Annotated in this window: 15 protein-coding genes; 8 read left to right on the top strand and 7 right to left on the bottom strand. The window is 70.4% G+C overall.

Annotated features, from left to right (window positions below):
• Window positions 1–68 precede the first annotated feature (68 nt).
• On the bottom strand, window positions 69–890 hold the full coding sequence (locus KUM40_RS10455; protein WP_217165418.1) for a helix-turn-helix transcriptional regulator: 822 nt from the start codon (window positions 888–890) through the stop codon (window positions 69–71).
• 162 nt (window positions 891–1052) lie between these two features.
• Between KUM40_RS10455 and KUM40_RS10460 the strand changes: the two genes are divergently transcribed.
• Window positions 1053–1511: an ATP-binding protein gene (locus KUM40_RS10460; RefSeq protein ID WP_217165420.1), complete on the top strand. Its 459-nt coding sequence runs from the start codon at window positions 1053–1055 to the stop codon at window positions 1509–1511.
• A gap of 35 nt (window positions 1512–1546) precedes the next feature.
• On the opposite strand, the gene KUM40_RS10465 is transcribed toward KUM40_RS10460, so the two are convergent.
• Complete coding sequence (locus tag KUM40_RS10465; protein WP_217165422.1) at window positions 1547–2113, bottom strand: TetR/AcrR family transcriptional regulator; 567 nt, start codon at window positions 2111–2113, stop codon at window positions 1547–1549.
• 92 nt (window positions 2114–2205) lie between these two features.
• Between KUM40_RS10465 and KUM40_RS10470 the strand changes: the two genes are divergently transcribed.
• Entirely contained in the window at window positions 2206–2805 is a 600-nt protein-coding gene (locus tag KUM40_RS10470; protein WP_217165424.1) for a TetR/AcrR family transcriptional regulator, read from the top strand.
• 328 nt (window positions 2806–3133) lie between these two features.
• On the opposite strand, the gene KUM40_RS41195 is transcribed toward KUM40_RS10470, so the two are convergent.
• A complete protein-coding gene (locus KUM40_RS41195) occupies window positions 3134–3298 on the bottom strand; it encodes a hypothetical protein (protein ID WP_254394920.1) in 165 nt (54 codons plus the stop codon).
• A 153-nt stretch (window positions 3299–3451) separates the two neighbouring features.
• Here KUM40_RS41195 and KUM40_RS10475 point away from each other — a divergent pair, with 153 nt between their 5' ends.
• The 4 genes from KUM40_RS10475 (at window position 3452) to KUM40_RS10490 (ending at window position 10102) form a co-directional block, all read left to right on the top strand.
• Window positions 3452–4252, top strand: coding sequence for an ATP-grasp domain-containing protein (locus tag KUM40_RS10475; RefSeq protein WP_308401116.1), 801 nt, complete (start codon window positions 3452–3454; stop codon window positions 4250–4252).
• 96 nt (window positions 4253–4348) lie between these two features.
• Complete coding sequence (locus tag KUM40_RS10480) at window positions 4349–7129, top strand: non-ribosomal peptide synthetase (protein ID WP_217165428.1); 2781 nt, start codon at window positions 4349–4351, stop codon at window positions 7127–7129.
• Between the two features lie 44 nt (window positions 7130–7173).
• On the top strand, window positions 7174–8154 hold the full coding sequence (locus tag KUM40_RS10485) for an NAD(P)-dependent oxidoreductase (protein WP_217165530.1): 981 nt from the start codon (window positions 7174–7176) through the stop codon (window positions 8152–8154).
• Entirely contained in the window at window positions 8138–10102 is a 1965-nt protein-coding gene (locus KUM40_RS10490; protein ID WP_217165430.1) for a histidinol-phosphate transaminase, read from the top strand. The genes KUM40_RS10485 and KUM40_RS10490 overlap by 17 nt, the downstream gene beginning before the upstream one ends.
• On the opposite strand, the gene KUM40_RS10495 is transcribed toward KUM40_RS10490, so the two are convergent.
• Together KUM40_RS10495 and KUM40_RS10500 are read right to left on the bottom strand one after the other, a co-directional pair.
• Window positions 10062–10484, bottom strand: a complete 423-nt coding sequence (locus tag KUM40_RS10495; RefSeq protein WP_217165432.1) for a hypothetical protein — start codon at window positions 10482–10484, stop codon at window positions 10062–10064. The genes KUM40_RS10490 and KUM40_RS10495 overlap by 41 nt on opposite strands.
• Window positions 10485–10569: 85 nt before the next feature.
• A complete protein-coding gene (locus KUM40_RS10500; RefSeq protein ID WP_217165434.1) occupies window positions 10570–10983 on the bottom strand; it encodes a hypothetical protein in 414 nt (137 codons plus the stop codon).
• A 205-nt stretch (window positions 10984–11188) separates the two neighbouring features.
• Here KUM40_RS10500 and KUM40_RS10505 point away from each other — a divergent pair, with 205 nt between their 5' ends.
• A complete protein-coding gene (locus tag KUM40_RS10505; protein ID WP_217165435.1) occupies window positions 11189–11716 on the top strand; it encodes a copper chaperone PCu(A)C in 528 nt (175 codons plus the stop codon).
• A gap of 37 nt (window positions 11717–11753) precedes the next feature.
• Window positions 11754–12668, top strand: coding sequence for a HipA family kinase (locus KUM40_RS10510; RefSeq protein ID WP_217165531.1), 915 nt, complete (start codon window positions 11754–11756; stop codon window positions 12666–12668).
• 93 nt (window positions 12669–12761) lie between these two features.
• Here KUM40_RS10510 and aceB read toward each other — a convergent pair whose 3' ends face one another.
• Complete coding sequence (gene aceB / locus KUM40_RS10515) at window positions 12762–14384, bottom strand: malate synthase A (RefSeq protein ID WP_217165437.1); 1623 nt, start codon at window positions 14382–14384, stop codon at window positions 12762–12764.
• Between the two features lie 184 nt (window positions 14385–14568).
• Entirely contained in the window at window positions 14569–15183 is a 615-nt protein-coding gene (locus KUM40_RS10520; protein WP_217165439.1) for an NTP transferase domain-containing protein, read from the bottom strand.
• Window positions 15184–15282 lie beyond the last annotated feature (99 nt).

Consider the following 15282-nt stretch of genomic DNA (forward strand, 5'->3'; position numbering starts at 1 on the left):
CGGGAACGGGCCCGGACACAGGCCCGAAGTCCAGCTTCACCAACTCCCCATCACTCAACTGCACTTACTTACCCGGAGCGACTTCGTGTCGCACCCTGAGAACGCAGTCTCGCATAGCGCTGGAGCATGATGCTGACCTCCTTCGAGTCAGAGATCAGTAGCCCGCCACGCTGACCCTCCGCGTAACCGAACCACCTGTTCTCCGCCGTCTCCAGCACCTGGAGAGGGCCGTCGAAGCCAGCGTGATCCACTTGCCGTAACGGCATGATCTGCAACTCCACGTTGAACTGATCCGCTCGTGCCAGCAAGTTGTCGATCAGCAGTCTTGTGACCTCGGGTCCACCTGTGTCGCGTTCGATCAGCGCCTGCTCGATGATGAAGCTGAATGAGATCGGTGGCCTGCGCTGAAAGAGCTCCTGGCGGCTCAGACGCGCGGTCACTTGTTGGTTCACCTGCTCGTCGTCCTTCACGGGCGGCACGCTCACGGTCACCGCCCGTGCATACCCCTCCGTCTGCAACAACCCCGGCACCACCCGGCATTCATACGTGTACAGACTCACCGCCTCCGCCTCGAACCGCGCCCACTGCCTAAACCAGCTCGCCAGTCCCGGTTGCCGCGACAGATGCCGTGCCGCACCTCGCAACGCCCCGAAAGCGTCGAGGATCTCCTCCGCGCGCTCCACGAAGTCCCCCGGAGGGAACCGCCGCCCCTGCTCGATCGACGCCACCGTGGGCACCGAGTACCGCACCTGTGGCGCGAACTCCTCCTGCGTCAGGCCCGCCCGTTTGCGGAACGCCTTGACGACCTCGCCGAAGGTCCTGAGGCTGTCCGACCTCTCCGGTTCCCCGCCCCCGCAGAGCGCTTCCGCGCCGCCCGTACCGTCCGACATCCAGGACACCTCCCGCACGTACACACACCCGGCCCAACCGTTCCAACGGGCCCATGGTCACGGATGGTTACCCCTACCGTCCACCCTCCGTACCCGTACGCTGACCCTGCGTACCGGTCGTCGAGCTGGTGAGGGGGCGTCGCCGCAGGTGGGATGGGCGGCATGAGACCAGCTTCCACCCCCCGACTCCCGGTCACCGCGCGTGTGTTCGTCCAGCGGTTCAGCTCCACCCCGCGCGGTGCGCGACTGGCCCGGCACCTCGTCGTGCACCGCCTGGACACCTGGGGCGTCCCGTACGGCTCGGCGGTGTCCGACACGGCCGCGCTGCTCGTCGCGGAGCTGGGAGCGAACGCCGTGACGCACGGGCGGGTGCCGGGGCGGGACATCGAGGTGTTGCTGCGGCTGGACGCGTACACGCTGCGGATCGATGTGTCCGACAGTCGCGGGGAGCGCCGTCCGACCGGAACGGAGGGGACGGTCACGGCGGCGCCGGAGGCCGAGCAGGGGCGAGGGCTGCTGATCGTGGACGCGTTGGCGGACCGATGGGGCGTGTTCGATCGCGTACCCGTCGGCAAGACTGTGCGTGCCGAGCTGGACCTGCTGCTTCGTGCCGCTGAGTGAAACCGTTGTGTGTGTGGGGGCGGGGACGGGCCCGATCAGCGGGATGGGTCGACGCGCAGGCCGTCGATGAGGACGGTGAGCATCCGCCGGCGGCGTTCCCGCCACACCGGCCCGTCATCGGCCCGCCACAGGCAGGACCCCAGCAGCAGGACCTCCTCCGCCTCGGCGTCCGGCCGTACCTGCCGCGCCTCCTTCCCGGCCCGGAGCAGCAGGTCCAGCGCCGCGACGGCAGGGGGACGGTCCCTTCCGTCACCGGCGCGTGCGGCGGCCTCGACGGCCACGGCCGCTCCGTGCCCACTGCGGCCGTAGGCGGTGAGGCGCTCGAACCACAGGCGCAGCGCCTCCAACGGTTCGTACGCGGCCAGCAGTGCCGAGGCCGTGTCGGTGAGCGCGGCGACGTCCTCCCGGTGGACAGCGACCAGGAGGGCCTCCCGGTCGGGGAAATGGCGGTACAGGGTCCCCTGACCGACACCTGCCGCCCGCGCGATCGACTGAAGGGGCGCCGAGGGGTTGCCGTCGAGGACCGCGCGTGCGGCCGCCACGATGCGCGCGCGGTTCTCCCGGGCGTCCGACCGCAGCACGCGTCCATGGGGATGCGTCATCCGGTGCCTCCCGTCTCGCGCCCTGGAGCGACCATGCGACCATCCTTCTATACTTGCTAGTCGGATGACAAGTATGTTGTAGGCTCCACGCTATGACCACCACTCGCCGCACCCAGGCGCAGCGCCGCGCGGAGGCGGAGGCCGCGCTGCTCATGGCCGCCGCCGAACTGATCGACGAGCAAGGTGTGCGCTCGCTGACCCTGGCGCGCGTGGGTGAACGGGCCGGTTACAGCCGGGGACTCGTCACCCATCACTTCGGATCGAAGCAGGCGCTCGTCGAACGCCTGGCACACACCGCCCAGGCGGGTTTCGTCCCCGGCCTCGCCGACCTGCCGCCCGGACTGGACCGGCTGCTGCGTCTGATCGACGGATACGTCGGACAACTCGGCCGCATGAGCGTGCTGAACCGGGTCTTCCTGCTGCTGTGGGCCGAGGCCGCCACGGCGCCCGCCCTGGCCCCCGTCTTCCGCGAGCGGTCCGAGGCGTTCCGCACGGGTCTGCGCGAGGAGCTGACCGCGGGCGTCGCCGAGGGCACGATCCGCCCCGACGTGGCACCCGAGGAAACGGCGACCGCCCTCTTCGCGCAACTGCGCGGCATCGGCATGCAACAGCTCGTGGATCCCGGCCACATGGACACCGAACGGCTGCGCGCACACGTCACCGAGCACTGGCGCAGGGCGCTCAGCCCCTGAGACGACCAGGGTGAGCGCGACGGCGCGCCGTCGCCGTACTTATCGGGTTTGCCCGGCATGGCGGAATTCATTGGGTCGAATGGGTTCGATGCTTTCCCGCCCACTTTATTGGGCAAATTTTCCTGTGAGTCATGTCACAGCGTGCTGGTGAATGGGCGCACGTTCACATGTCCACATTCCGGGATCCCTGTGAAAAGATGCCGACGTGCACGTCCTCGATCGAGCAAGGCGCAAACGATCATCTGATCTTTGAGGTTCGAATCGAAAACGGGGGGCGACAATGCCGAGAATGATCGTCATCGGGTATCGGGGTGATCTCGATGAGGCGTTACGACGTCGTGGTCTCGATCCCTTCTATGTGGTGCAGGATTCCAGCGGCGGGCCGGCCGGCCGACAGTCCTGCCGGGTCGCCGACTTCGAGAACGCCCAGGAAGTGCTGCGTGCGGTGCTCGCCCGGCGACTCGACGATGTGGTCGGTGCGCTGTCCCTCCATGAAATGGGAGTGTTCACCGCGGCGTTTCTGCGGCAGCAGTTGAATCTTCCGGGAAACGCGGACCCGCGCACCGTTCTCTCTTTCCGCGACAAGTACCTCCAGAAGAGCAGCCTTCCGCCCGAGGTGCGGAGGGCACGTTGCCGGCATGTGCCCGTGGGGACCCCCTATCGGCGACTCGTCGACGAGCTGGGTGGGACGTTCGTGATCAAGCCGGCCGCCGGAGCCGGCGCCCTGCGTACGAGCGTCATCCATTCCGCGCGCGAGTACGAAGACGCCCTCGCGCTCTTCCCGGGGGCCTCGGACGTGGCGATCGTCGCCGAGTCGTTCGTCGACGCGCCGGAGGTCTACATCGACGGCATCTGGGAGGGCGGTGAACTCCGCTGGTCGTCCATGAGCCGCTACTACGAGGCGCCGGTCGACGCCGCGCGCGCCGGGACCCTCGCCGCGTGGGTGCTGGACAGAAGGCTCCACGCCGACCTGTTCCGGCAGGCCGAGACGATCGCCCACCAGGTCCTCGGAAGTCTGCGCGCACCCGACTGCGTGTTCCATCTGGAGATCTTCGAGGAAGAGACAGCCCTGACTTTCGGCGAGTGCGCCGTCCGGATTCCCGGCGCGCTTTCCCCGCGGGTCAATGAATTGACCTACGGCGTCGACCTCTTCGATGCCGAGATCAGCCTGGCGCTCGGCGAGTCGCCGTCCCGGACGGAACGCGACACAACGCCCGAACGTTTCCACGGGTACGTCCTCCTGCGGAGCCCCGACAGCGGCCACCTGACCCAGGCGGACTTCGAGCGTGCCTTCCGGTTCGACGAGATCCACTACGACTCGTCACCCGACGCACCGGTCGGCCCCTACGGCCGTATCGGCCAGGCGATCGTGTCCGACCCGGACGAATCAAAACTGGAGAAGACGATTCACGAAATCGTCCGCTTCAACGTGACCGGCGGAGCGTAGAAGAAAGCTCCACGCCCGTAGGAGAACGCTCACCAGGGAAGTCATGGCGCACCCCTGCCCTGACTTCCCCTGCCTTCGCACCGGAGGTCTCTTTCCATGCCCGAAAATCCCACGCCGGAAATACGTCCTGCCGCGACGCTCCCCGACCTGCTCGATCGCGCGGCGCTCGATACATCCCAAGGCACATCCCGAGGCACATCCCGAGGCGTCACCTTCGTCGGTGACACATTCCTTTCCTATGCGGAACTGCGGGAGTCCGCCGTTCGCATCGCGCAGGGACTGCACGACCACGGCATCGCCCCGGGCGATCGCGCCCTCGTCACGGCCACCGAACCCAAGTGCTTCTTCCCGGCATTCTGGGGCTGCGTCCTGAGCGGCGTCGTCCCGTGCCCGGTCGCACCGGCGGCCGACCCGGCACGGTGGCGCGAACGGTTGGAGCACCTGCGCGCACTGCTCGGCGACCCGCTGGTGATCGACTCGAAGGCGGCCCCACGCGCACTGCCCGACGTCGGCCTGAAGTCGGTGACCGTCGAGGAACTGGGCCAGGCGGTGGGCGGGACGCAGCCGCCGCACGCGTGCGCACCGGACGACCTCGCCCTGCTGATGCTCACCTCCGGGTCCACCGGATCGAGCAAGGCCGTCCGGCTCACCCACGCCAATCTCCTCGCCGCGCAGGCCGGGAAGGCGGGGGCACTCGGACTCGGCCGCGACGACACCTCGCTCAACTGGATCTCGACCGACCACATCGCCGCCGTCGAGGCCCATCTGCTGCCCATGTTCACCGGGGCCAACCAGGTCATGACGGACCCGGCCACGGTCCTCTCCGACCCGCTGGAGTTCCTCCGGCTGATCGACGCGCACCGGGTGCGGGTGACCTTCACCCCCAACTTCCTGTTCGGGCAGCTGAATCAGGAGCTCGCCGGGCGGCCGCCCGCGCCCGACGCGTGGGACCTGTCGCAGGTCCGCCACGTCATCTCCGGCGGCGAGGCCACCGTGACCGCCACCGTGCGCGGCTTCGTGGAGGCGCTCGCCCCGTACGGGCTGCGCCGTGACGTGGTCGTGCCCGCCTTCGGCATGACCGAGACCTGCGCGGGCAGCGTGTTCAACCGCGCATTCGCCGCCCGGGACCTGGACGCGGAGTTCCCGCCGCTCGGCCACCCCGTGCGCGGACTGGAGATCCGCGTCATGGGCGGAGACGGCACCGTGCCGGCCTCCACACGGCAGCCCGGCCGCACCGAACCGGGCGAGGTGCAGTTGCGCGGCCCGATGGTCACCGGCGGCTACTACGGCGACAAGGAGGCCACCGCCGAGGCGTTCACCGGGGACGGATGGTTCCGCACCGGGGACCTCGGGCAGCTGGACGCCGACGGCCGGCTGACCCTCGTCGGCCGCACCAAGGATTCCATCATCGTCAACGGCGTCAACTACTACAGCCACGACCTGGAGGCCGCCCTCGACGCACTGGAGGGTGTGCGGCCCGGACAGGTCGCCGCGTTCCCGGTCCGGCCCGAAGGCGCCGACTCCGAACAGCTCGCCGTCGCCTTCGTCCCCGCCCAGGACGCGGCGGACGAGACGTCCCTGTACCGGACGCTGGTCGCGATCCGCAGCTCCACCGTCATGCACTGGGGATTCAGACCGCAGCTGATCCTGCCCGTGGGCGAGTCGGACCTCCCCCGCAGCAACCTGAACAAGATCCTCCGGACGCGGCTGCGCGCCGCCGTCGAGGCCGGCGACCTGGACGCCGCGGCGCGCAGGGCGGACGCGGTGACCACCCGGTTCCTGGGCGGTCACGTGGCTCCGCGGGGCGACGTCGAGACCAGGCTCGCCGACCTCTACGCCCGGGTACTGAACGTCGAGCGGGTGCCCGCGACCACCAGCTTCTTCGACCTGGGCGGCACCTCCCTCGACGTGCTCCGGCTCAAGCTGCGGATCCGGACGGCGTTCGGCATCGACGACGTACCGATGGCGACCCTGCTGCAGGCGCCGACCGTGCGAGCGCTCGCCCACCGGCTGACCACCGGCCGCGAGGCCGGGGGCGACGCCGCCTACGATCCGCTGGTACCCCTCCAGGTGACCGGGGACGGCACGCCGTTGTTCTGCGTGCACCCGGGCCTGGGCGAAGTGCTCGTCTTCGTGAACCTCGCCCAGTACTTCACCGGCGAGCGGCCCTTCCACGCGCTGCGCGCACGCGGGTTCGGCAGCGGCGAGACGCCTTTCGCCTCGTTCGACGAGATGGTCACCACGTACGTCGCCGCGATCCGGCGGGCCCAGCGCAGCGGGCCGTACGCGGTCGCCGGCTACTCCTACGGCGGTGCCGTGGCGTTCGAGATCGCCAAACGCCTCGAGGCCGAGGGCGACGAGGTGAAGTTCGTCGGCGTCTTCAACCTGCCTCCGTCGATCTCCGGGCGGATGAACGAGATCACCTTCACCGACGGTGCGATCAACCTCGCCCTCTTCCTGGAACTGATCGACCCCGCCCGGGTCCCGGACCTCACCGCGGCGCTGCGCCCCCTGCCGGAGACGGACCAGCTCGCGTACCTCTTCGCACACGCACCCGAGCGCCGGCTGACCGAACTCGACCTCACCCTCGAACGGTTCACCGCCTGGGTCCACCTGGCGCAGGGCATGGTGCACCTGGGCCGCACCTACGAACCGGCCGGGTCGGTCGAGCGGGTCGACGTCTTCTACTGCACCCCGCTGAAGGGCATGAAGCAGGACTGGCTCGACCAACAGCTGCGGCACTGGGACCGGTTCACCCGGCGGCCCAACACGTACACCGAGGTCGACGGGGAGCACTACACCCTCATGAGCCCCCAGCACGTACAGGCCTTCCAGGCGACCCTGCGGCGCGAGCTGGCCCGCGCCCTCGAACTATGAAGGCGATGCAGGCGATGCAGGAGATGAACGAGGAGCGAATGAGCATGCACGGCAAGAAGATCCTCGTCACCGGCGGCACCGGTCAGGTCGCGCGGCCGGTCGCCGAGGCACTCGCCCGCGACAACGAGGTGTGGTGCCTGGGCCGGTTCGGTGACCCGGCGGCCCGCGAGGCGCTCGAGACCGCGGGCGCCCGCACCGTCGTCTGGGACATGGGCGACGGCGTACTGCCCGACCTGCCCCGGGACTTCACCCACGTCCTGCACTCCGCGGTGCACCGCGGTGACGGCCGGGACTTCGAGCGGACCGCCCGCGTCAACAGCGTGGGCACCGCACAGCTGATGACGCACTGCGCCGGTGCCGAGGGCTTCCTCCACGTGTCGTCGGGCGTCGTCTACCACCGGGACGAGCCCACCCACCGCTACCGGGAGGACGACCCGCTCGGCGGTGCGGTGCCCTGGCTGCCCACGTACCCCGTGGCCAAGCTCTCGGCCGAGGGTGTCGTCCGCGGCCTGTCCGAGGCCCTCGGGCTGCCGTCGGTGATCGCCCGGCTCAACATCGCCTACGGGCCGTACGGCCACGGCGGAGTTCCCGTGATCCTCTTCCGGCAGATGCGCGAAGGAAAGCCGGCCGCGGTGCCGCACCGGGGCCAGAACTACTGCAACCTCCTGCACACCGACGACGTCGTCCGCCAGGTGCCGCTGCTGTGGCGGGTGGCGCGGACCCCCGCGCGGGTCGTGAACTGGGGCGGCGACGAGGAGGTCGGCGTCACGGACCTGCTGGAGTACATGTCCGCCCTCACCGGAGTGCCGCCGCGCCTGGAGCGCAGCGACCACAGCCGCGAGACGGCGGTCTTCGACCACGTGGTGCGGCGCGGCCTCATCGGCGACTGCACCGTGGGATGGAAGGCCGGCATCGCCCGCACGCTGGGTGAGCTGTTCGAGGAGTACCGCGACCGCGTCGACGCGTACCCGGGGACGGCCCGGGGGACGGCCCGGGAAGGGGGACGGTATGCGCAGAGCCACTGACACGGCCGAGCTGCGGCGGGTGCTGTGCGCGGCCCTCGGGTCCGCCGATCCGGTGTGCTCCCCGGCCCGACTGGGCCTGGACGCCGACGTGTTGGCAGACACCGGCGTCATGCACCGTCCCACCCTGGTGGCCGGCGCCGCGGGCTACGGCCCGACGAGCCCCGCTCCCACCGCGCACGAGATCGACGCGCTCGTCCGCCGGGCCCGGGAGGCGGCGGCCGAGCAGATCCTGGTGCCCGGTGTGCGCCGCACGGACGACACGGGAGCGCTCCGCGCGGCGGGCTTCGTCCCGTTCGCGGCCGGCTCCGAGTGCGTGACGCGACTGGGCGGCGACGTGGACGAGCTGCTGCGTGGCCGCCTCGGCGCCGGGCGCCTTGACGACCTGCGACGCCGCAGCCGCGCCGTCTCCGAGGAGCTGACCTGGGAACGGATCCCGCTGAGCGGGCTCGACGAGACGCCGCTCGCACGCGACGCCCTGACGGGCCGGCACAGTGGTCTCCTCGACGGTCTCCTCGACGCGGCGGCCTTGAAGGCCCTGGCGCAGGGCCCGTTGGCGGGCCGCGCCGAGCTGCTCGTACGGCGCCGCGCGGACGTGGTCCAGGCGGGGCTCCTCCTGGGCTCCCACAGCGGCCGGGGCACGTACTGCCTGGCCCTGGCCGCCGACCACGACGACCCCGCCGCCCGTCACGACCTCCACGCGACCTTCCTGTACCGGCTGTACGCCGACGCGCACCGTGCCGGTCTCGACTGGGTCCACGTCGGCCGCGGCGAGCCCGGCCCGCTGCGTGCCCTGGGTGCCGACCTCTTCGTCCCGCTGGACCACTGGCTGCGTGCCCCGGGCCTCACGGCACCCGAACAGGCATCCACTGAGGTTGGGTTGACCCGGTTCGCGGCGCCGTCCGTCACCACCGTCGCCGTCCCCGGCCCGGCCCGCTTCCGGCACCGTCCGCGGTTCGACCTGGTCGATCTGTCGAGCAACACCAATCCCTTCCTGGGCCCCGGCGGCCGCTATCCGGATCTCGACACCGCGGAACTCGCCCGTACCTACCTCGCCACCGTGGGCGACCTGCCGAGCCAGGGTGGCGTCACCTCCCTGACGGAGGACCACCTGATCTTCTCCAGCGGGGCGGTGGACGCCGTCAGCCTGCTGCTGACGGCACTGACGTCGCCGGGGGACCGGGTCTGCGTGACGCCCCCCACCTTCGAGCTGTACGCCCATTTCGCCCGGGTCGCGGGGCTGCCGGTCACGGAAGTCCCCCTCGGCGGCGACGACTACGACCGGCTCGACGTGGAGCGGATCCTGGCCGCCGACCCCCGCGTCACGTTCCTGTGCGCCCCGAACAACCCCGTCGGCACCCGGCCCGACCCCGGGCAGGTCCGCGAGCTCGTTGCCCGCACCCGGGGGCTGGTGGTGATCGACGAGGCCTATGTCGAGTTCAGTGACCAACCCTCACACGCCGGCCTCGTCGCCGAGCACGACAACCTCGTCGTACTGCGCACCCTGTCGAAGGCGTGGGGGCTCGCCGGGGCCCGCTGCGGCGTCGCGCTCGGCAGTCCCGGCATCGTCGAGGCGCTGCGCCGGGTTCAGGTGCCCTTCGGATTCACCGACGTGTCGCAGCGGGCCGTACGGGAACGGCTCGTGGACACACACCGCGTGCGCGACAGCGTCGGCCGTATCCTGGCCGAACGGGACCGCATGGCCGCGCTGCTGGCCGAGAACCCCGCGGTGGAGCGGGTGTTCCCGTCCCAGGCCAACTTCCTGCTGGTCCGGTTGCACGAACAGGAACACGTCATGGAACGCCTGCGTGCCGCGGGCATCCTCGTCGCGGACGTCGGGAGCCTGGTCCCCGGCACCTGCCGCGTATCCGTCGGCGAGCGGGCCGCGAACGAGACGTTCCTCGACGCCCTCAGTCGTACGCCTTCGCCCCGCCATCAGTCTCGACGGTGAGAAAGGAAAGGGTCTCGTCGCCGATATTCTTCAGATCGTGCAGGTGATACTGCCCCGCGTCGAAAGTGAAGTACTGGGTGCGGCCGCGCTCGAAGGAGATTTCCCGGCTGGTCCCATCGCTTTCGTGCTGCCGTGCCGTGCCGCGGGTCAGGGCTATCCAGACATAGTCCCGCTCGTGGCGATGGACGGGAAGTCGCTCACCGGGCTCGAGCCGGGTCTGCCAGACGCGCAGCTCAGGGCTGTCGTGGAGCAGTGTCTGGCCGCACTGGTCGCGGTGCGTGTTCGTGTCGAATTCCTTGTGGAGCGGCGGACTCCAGCGATCGAACGCCTCGGCCACGACGGTGTTCACCAGTGAGAGAGCGGCAGCGGAATCAGTACCCATGAACCGAATCCTTTCGGTGGTGGCGCCCTTGGCGACAGGCCGCCTCAGGCTACTGGACTGATTCCTCCGGGCGGCGGGGAAGGAGCTACGGGGCCGTCGTCCTGGTCAGCACCAGGCCGTGCGGCCCGTCGGGGTCGGGGTGGAAGTACACCTTCCCCTCGGCGCCCGTGTAGAGCTGGACGCCGGCCGTCATGCCGAGTCCGCCGTCCTCGACCGACAGGTAGACGAAGTCGGTCCTCGTCTCGCTGTCGACGAAGTCCCATGTGCCACTGAAGTCGGCCGTGCCGGGGGACTCGTCCATCGATATGTGCGTGGCGGAGAACGTCCCGTCGGAACCGAGTACGACCTCGCCGCCGGTCTCCTCGTTGCGGTACGTGCCGGGCAACTCGTCGGGGTCGACCGGGCCCGCACACCCCGAGGCGAGTACCGCGGAAGCCGTCAGGGCTGCGAGGCGCCACCGTCCGGCGGTTCTCCTGACCACCGCTGTCCTCTTGACCATCACCGTCTCAGCGTATCGTCGCGCTCGATGACCTGGGCCTTGGCCACGGGCCAACGGCCACCGCCCGGCCGGACCGGAGGGGACGGTCACAGCACTGCCGGGGTTGGACCTGCCGGCCCGCTGAGCGGCTGGCGGCCACGCTCCGTTTGCGCGGGAAGCGGTGGGTACTCACGCTGGAGACCGACGGCTGAAGACAGGAGTGACGATGGCGGCCCTACCCGTCCTGTGGCGTCGGAAGACCCTGTCCGCATACGCCTTGGCCGTCGCTCTCGCCGCGAGTGGCTGCGGCGGCGATGACGACTTCTCCCTGCCCGACTGGGGCGCGCCGGGTCAGAACGCCCGCGTGGGGGACATCATGATCCGGTACGCGCACGTCGCCGAACCGCGTGACGAGCCGTGGCAGCCGGGTGACGACGTCCCCGCGTACGTGTGGCTGTACAACATGGGCGGCGAGGACGACAGGCTCGTGGGCGCGAGTACGCCGAACGCGGCCTCGGTGGACGTGGTCGACTCCGACGGCAAGGAGCGTGCCGACGGCGTGTCCCTCCCGGCGCACAAGCTCGTCGAACTGGAGCGGGGAAAGAACCACCTCGTGCTGCGGGACGTGCGTGAGACGGTCCGGGGCGGGGACTTCATGGAGTTCACGTTGAGGTTCGAGAACGCCGGGCCGGTCACCTTCGACATCCACGCACAGGTCCCGGTCTACGACGAGAGCCCGTCACCGACCGGATAGAACCACCGGTCATTATGCTCACCTCATGTCCGAGGTGATGTTGAAAGAGGTCGTAGCCACCCGCTACGTCGAGCCCCTGCGCTCCGGCGGCTCCGTCCCCGCCGTCGTCGAGGCCGACGATCTCGGCACCTACGTCGTGAAGTTCACCGGTTCCGCGCAGGGCCGCAAGGCACTGGTCGCCGAGGTGGTCGTCGGGGAACTGGCGCGTGAGCTGGGGCTGCGGGTGCCCGAGTTGGTCCTCACGCACTTCGACCCGGCGCTCGCCGCCGCCGAACCGCACCAGGAGGTGCGGGACCTGCTGAACTCCAGCGCGGGGCTCAACCTCGGCATGGACTACCTGTCGGGCGGCGCGGACCTCACGCCCGAGGTCGCCGAGGTGTTCCCGGTGGACGCGGGGGAGGCCGGGCGCGTCGTCTGGCTGGACGCCCTCACCGTGAACGTCGACCGTACGGTGCACAGTTCCAACCTCATGGTCTGGCCCACCCTCGGCACCGCACCCCCGCGCCTGTGGCTGATCGACCACGGCGCGGCCCTCGTCTTCCACCACCGATGGGGCGCCTCCGCACCCGAGAAGGCGTACGACTTCCGCCACCACGCCCTCGGCCACTACGCGCCCGACCTCCCGGCCGCCGACGCCGAGCTGGCACCGAAGGTGACGCGGGAGCTGTTGCGCGAGGTGGTGGGCCGGGTGCCGGAGGCCTGGTTGACGTGCGAGGGCGACCTCGACTCGCCGGAGAAGGTGCGCGCGGCCTACGTGGAGTACCTGCACGCGCGCGTGCGGGCCTCCCGGCAGTGGCTGCCCACCGGCTTCCCGAGCCGTGCGGAGCTCGCCGCCGAGAACGCCGCCCGCGCGGCACGTACGCGAAAGGGCCGCCCCGCCTGGCTCAAGCAGGTCCCCGACCTGCACGGCAAACCGCCCGCCGAGCAGGACTGGTCCGCGCACCTGGGCTGACGCACGGCCGCGCCCCCGGTGCCGTGCTTCGGTCCCGGGGGCGCGGACGCATGGAGCGCGTGTGTGGAGCGCGCTCGTGGAGCGCGTGCGGCGTCAGCCCTTCAGCTGCTCGTACGCCGGCAGCGTCAGGAAGTCGGCGTAGTCCTCGTCGAGGGAGACGGTCAGCAGCAGGTCGTGCGCCTGCTGCCAGGTGCCGGTCGCGAAGCCCTCGTCGCCGATCTCGGCGCGGATGTTCGTCAGCTCCTCGGCGGCGACCTTGCGGGCCAGTTCGGCGGTGACCTGCTCGCCGTTGTCGAGGACGACCTCCGCGTTGATCCACTGCCAGATCTGCGAGCGGGAGATCTCGGCGGTGGCCGCGTCCTCCATCAGGTTGAAGATGGCGACCGCGCCGAGGCCACGCAGCCACGCCTCGATGTAACGGATGCCGACCTGTACGGCGTTGACCAGACCCGCGTACGTCGGCCTGGCGTCCAGGGAGTCGATCGCGGTCAGGTCGGCTGCCCTGACGTCGACGTCCTCGCGCAGGCGGTCCTTCTGGTGGGGCCGGTCGCCGAGGACCTTGTCGAAGGACTCCATGGCGATCGGGACCAGGTCGGGGTGGGCGACCCAGGAGCCGTCGAAGCCGTCGCCGGCCTCACGGTCCTTGTCGGCGCGGACCTTCTCGAAGGCGACCTTGTTCACCTCGGCGTCCCGGCGCGAGGGGATGAACGCCGCCATGCCGCCGATCGCGTGCGCGCCCCGCTTGTGGCAGGTGCGGACGAGGAGTTCGGTGTACGCCCGCATGAACGGGGCGGTCATCGTCACCGCGTTGCGGTCCGGCAGGACGAACCTGGCGCCGCCGTCCCGGAAGTTCTTGACGATGGAGAACAGGTAGTCCCAGCGGCCCGCGTTCAACCCGGAGGCGTGGTCGCGCAGTTCGTAGAGGATCTCCTCCATCTCGTACGCGGCCGTGATCGTCTCGATCAGGACGGTGGCGCGCACCGTGCCCTGCGGGATGCCGACGTAGTCCTGCGCGAAGACGAAGACCTCGTTCCAGAGGCGGGCCTCCAGGTGGGACTCCGTCTTCGGGAGGTAGAAGTACGGGCCCTTGCCGAGGTCGATCAGGCGCTGGGCGTTGTGGAAGAAGTACAGCCCGAAGTCGACCAGGGCGCCCGGGACCGCACGGCCGTCCACCTGGAGGTGACGCTCGTCGAGGTGCCAGCCGCGCGGGCGCATGACCACCGTCGCAAGCTCGGCGTCCGGGCGCAGGGCGTAGGACTTGCCGGTGCGCTCGTCGGTGTAGTCGATGCCCCGGTGGTACGCGGAGGTCAGGTTGAGCTGGCCGAGGACGACGTTCTCCCAGGTCGGTGCGGAGGCGTCCTCGAAGTCCGCGAGCCAGACCCTCGCGCCCGAGTTGAGCGCGTTGATGGTCATCTTGCGGTCGGTCGGGCCGGTGATCTCGACCCGGCGGTCCTGCAGCGCGGCCGGGGCCGGGGCCACCTTCCAGGAGTCGTCCGCGCGGATCGCGGCGGTCTGCGGGAGGAAGTCGAGCGTGGAGGTGCGGGCGATCTCGGCGCGGCGCTCCGCACGGCGGGCGAGGAGCTCGTCACGCCGGGGCGTGAACCGCCGGTGCAGCTCGGCCACGAAGGCGAGCGCCGCGTCGGTGAGAACCTCCTCCTGCCGGGGCAGGGGCTCGGCGTCGACGATGGCCAGCGGGGACGGCGCTGGTGCGGACATGAGCTGTCACTTCCTTCAGCGGTGGCACCGGGTGCCAACGGGCACGTATGGGGCATTGCGCACCCACGGCGCGGCGGGGTGCCTCTGGTCAGTGGATAGTAGTTTCCTCATCGTGGAACTTCAATGGTTTGTTGATGTCGAGATTCTCCGAGTCGAGGGACAGTGGCGCCCAGTGCCACGCTCCTCACTCAAGGTGGCGCAGGTCCGCCTCCGTGTCGATGTCGTACGGGCGCGCCACGTCCCCGCACTCCACGAGCGCGATCTCCGCCTCGTGTTCCCTCAGATAGGCGCGTGCCCCCCGGTCCCCGGTGGCAGTCGCCGCGACCCCCGCCCAGTGCGCGGCGCCGAGCAGCACGGGATGCCCGCGCACGCCCGCGTACGCCGCCGAGACCAGCGACGTCTCGTCCCGGTATCCGGCACGTACGCGGGCCATCGCCTCCGCGCCGATGCCGGGCTGGTCCACCAGCGAGACCAGCGCGGCCCGCGCACCCGTCCCGGCCAGCGAACCGAGTCCGGCCCGCAGCGAGGACCCCATGCCCTGCTCCCACTCGGGGTTGTCCACCAGAACGCAACCGTCCAGAACGCAACCGTCGAGCGCGGCCCGCGCCCGCACGTCCTCGGCGCGCGCTCCGAGTACGACGTGCACGCGGGCGCAACCGGCCGCACGCAACGCGTCGACCGCGTGTTCGACGAGTGGACGTCCGCGGTGTTCGAGCAGTGCCTTGGGCCGCCCGCCGAGTCGCCGCCCGCCTCCGGCGGCGAGCAGCAGCCCCGCTACCTGGCCTTCGTTGTCCGTCATGGGTCCTGCATACCTGACGGCCCGCCAAACGCCCCGGCGTGCGCGGGGTGTCCGGAGGCTGAATTTCGGTCCGCGCGCTGGCGCGTCCGGCGCGGGGTG

This window comes from Streptomyces sp. AC512_CC834 (genome assembly GCF_019049325.1).
Classification (GTDB): domain Bacteria; phylum Actinomycetota; class Actinomycetes; order Streptomycetales; family Streptomycetaceae; genus Streptomyces.

Bases quoted from the DNA above. Each gene is read 5' to 3' on its own strand.
- KUM40_RS10505 (WP_217165435.1), top strand. From the start codon at position 11,189: ATGGCGGCCCTACCCGTCCTGTGGCGTCGGAAGACCCTGTCCGCATAC.
- KUM40_RS10465 (WP_217165422.1), bottom strand. From the start codon at position 2,113: ATGACGCATCCCCATGGACGCGTGCTGCGGTCGGACGCCCGGGAGAAC.
- KUM40_RS10510 (WP_217165531.1), top strand. From the start codon at position 11,754: ATGTTGAAAGAGGTCGTAGCCACCCGCTACGTCGAGCCCCTGCGCTCC.
- KUM40_RS10480 (WP_217165428.1), top strand. From the start codon at position 4,349: ATGCCCGAAAATCCCACGCCGGAAATACGTCCTGCCGCGACGCTCCCC.
- KUM40_RS10495 (WP_217165432.1), bottom strand. From the start codon at position 10,484: ATGGGTACTGATTCCGCTGCCGCTCTCTCACTGGTGAACACCGTCGTG.
- KUM40_RS10460 (WP_217165420.1), top strand. From the start codon at position 1,053: ATGAGACCAGCTTCCACCCCCCGACTCCCGGTCACCGCGCGTGTGTTC.
- KUM40_RS10470 (WP_217165424.1), top strand. From the start codon at position 2,206: ATGACCACCACTCGCCGCACCCAGGCGCAGCGCCGCGCGGAGGCGGAG.
- KUM40_RS10500 (WP_217165434.1), bottom strand. From the start codon at position 10,983: ATGGTCAAGAGGACAGCGGTGGTCAGGAGAACCGCCGGACGGTGGCGC.
- KUM40_RS10455 (WP_217165418.1), bottom strand. From the start codon at position 890: ATGTCGGACGGTACGGGCGGCGCGGAAGCGCTCTGCGGGGGCGGGGAA.
- KUM40_RS41195 (WP_254394920.1), bottom strand. From the start codon at position 3,298: ATGGAGGGACAGCGCACCGACCACATCGTCGAGTCGCCGGGCGAGCAC.
- KUM40_RS10490 (WP_217165430.1), top strand. From the start codon at position 8,138: ATGCGCAGAGCCACTGACACGGCCGAGCTGCGGCGGGTGCTGTGCGCG.
- KUM40_RS10520 (WP_217165439.1), bottom strand. From the start codon at position 15,183: ATGACGGACAACGAAGGCCAGGTAGCGGGGCTGCTGCTCGCCGCCGGA.
- aceB (WP_217165437.1), bottom strand. From the start codon at position 14,384: ATGTCCGCACCAGCGCCGTCCCCGCTGGCCATCGTCGACGCCGAGCCC.
- KUM40_RS10485 (WP_217165530.1), top strand. From the start codon at position 7,174: ATGCACGGCAAGAAGATCCTCGTCACCGGCGGCACCGGTCAGGTCGCG.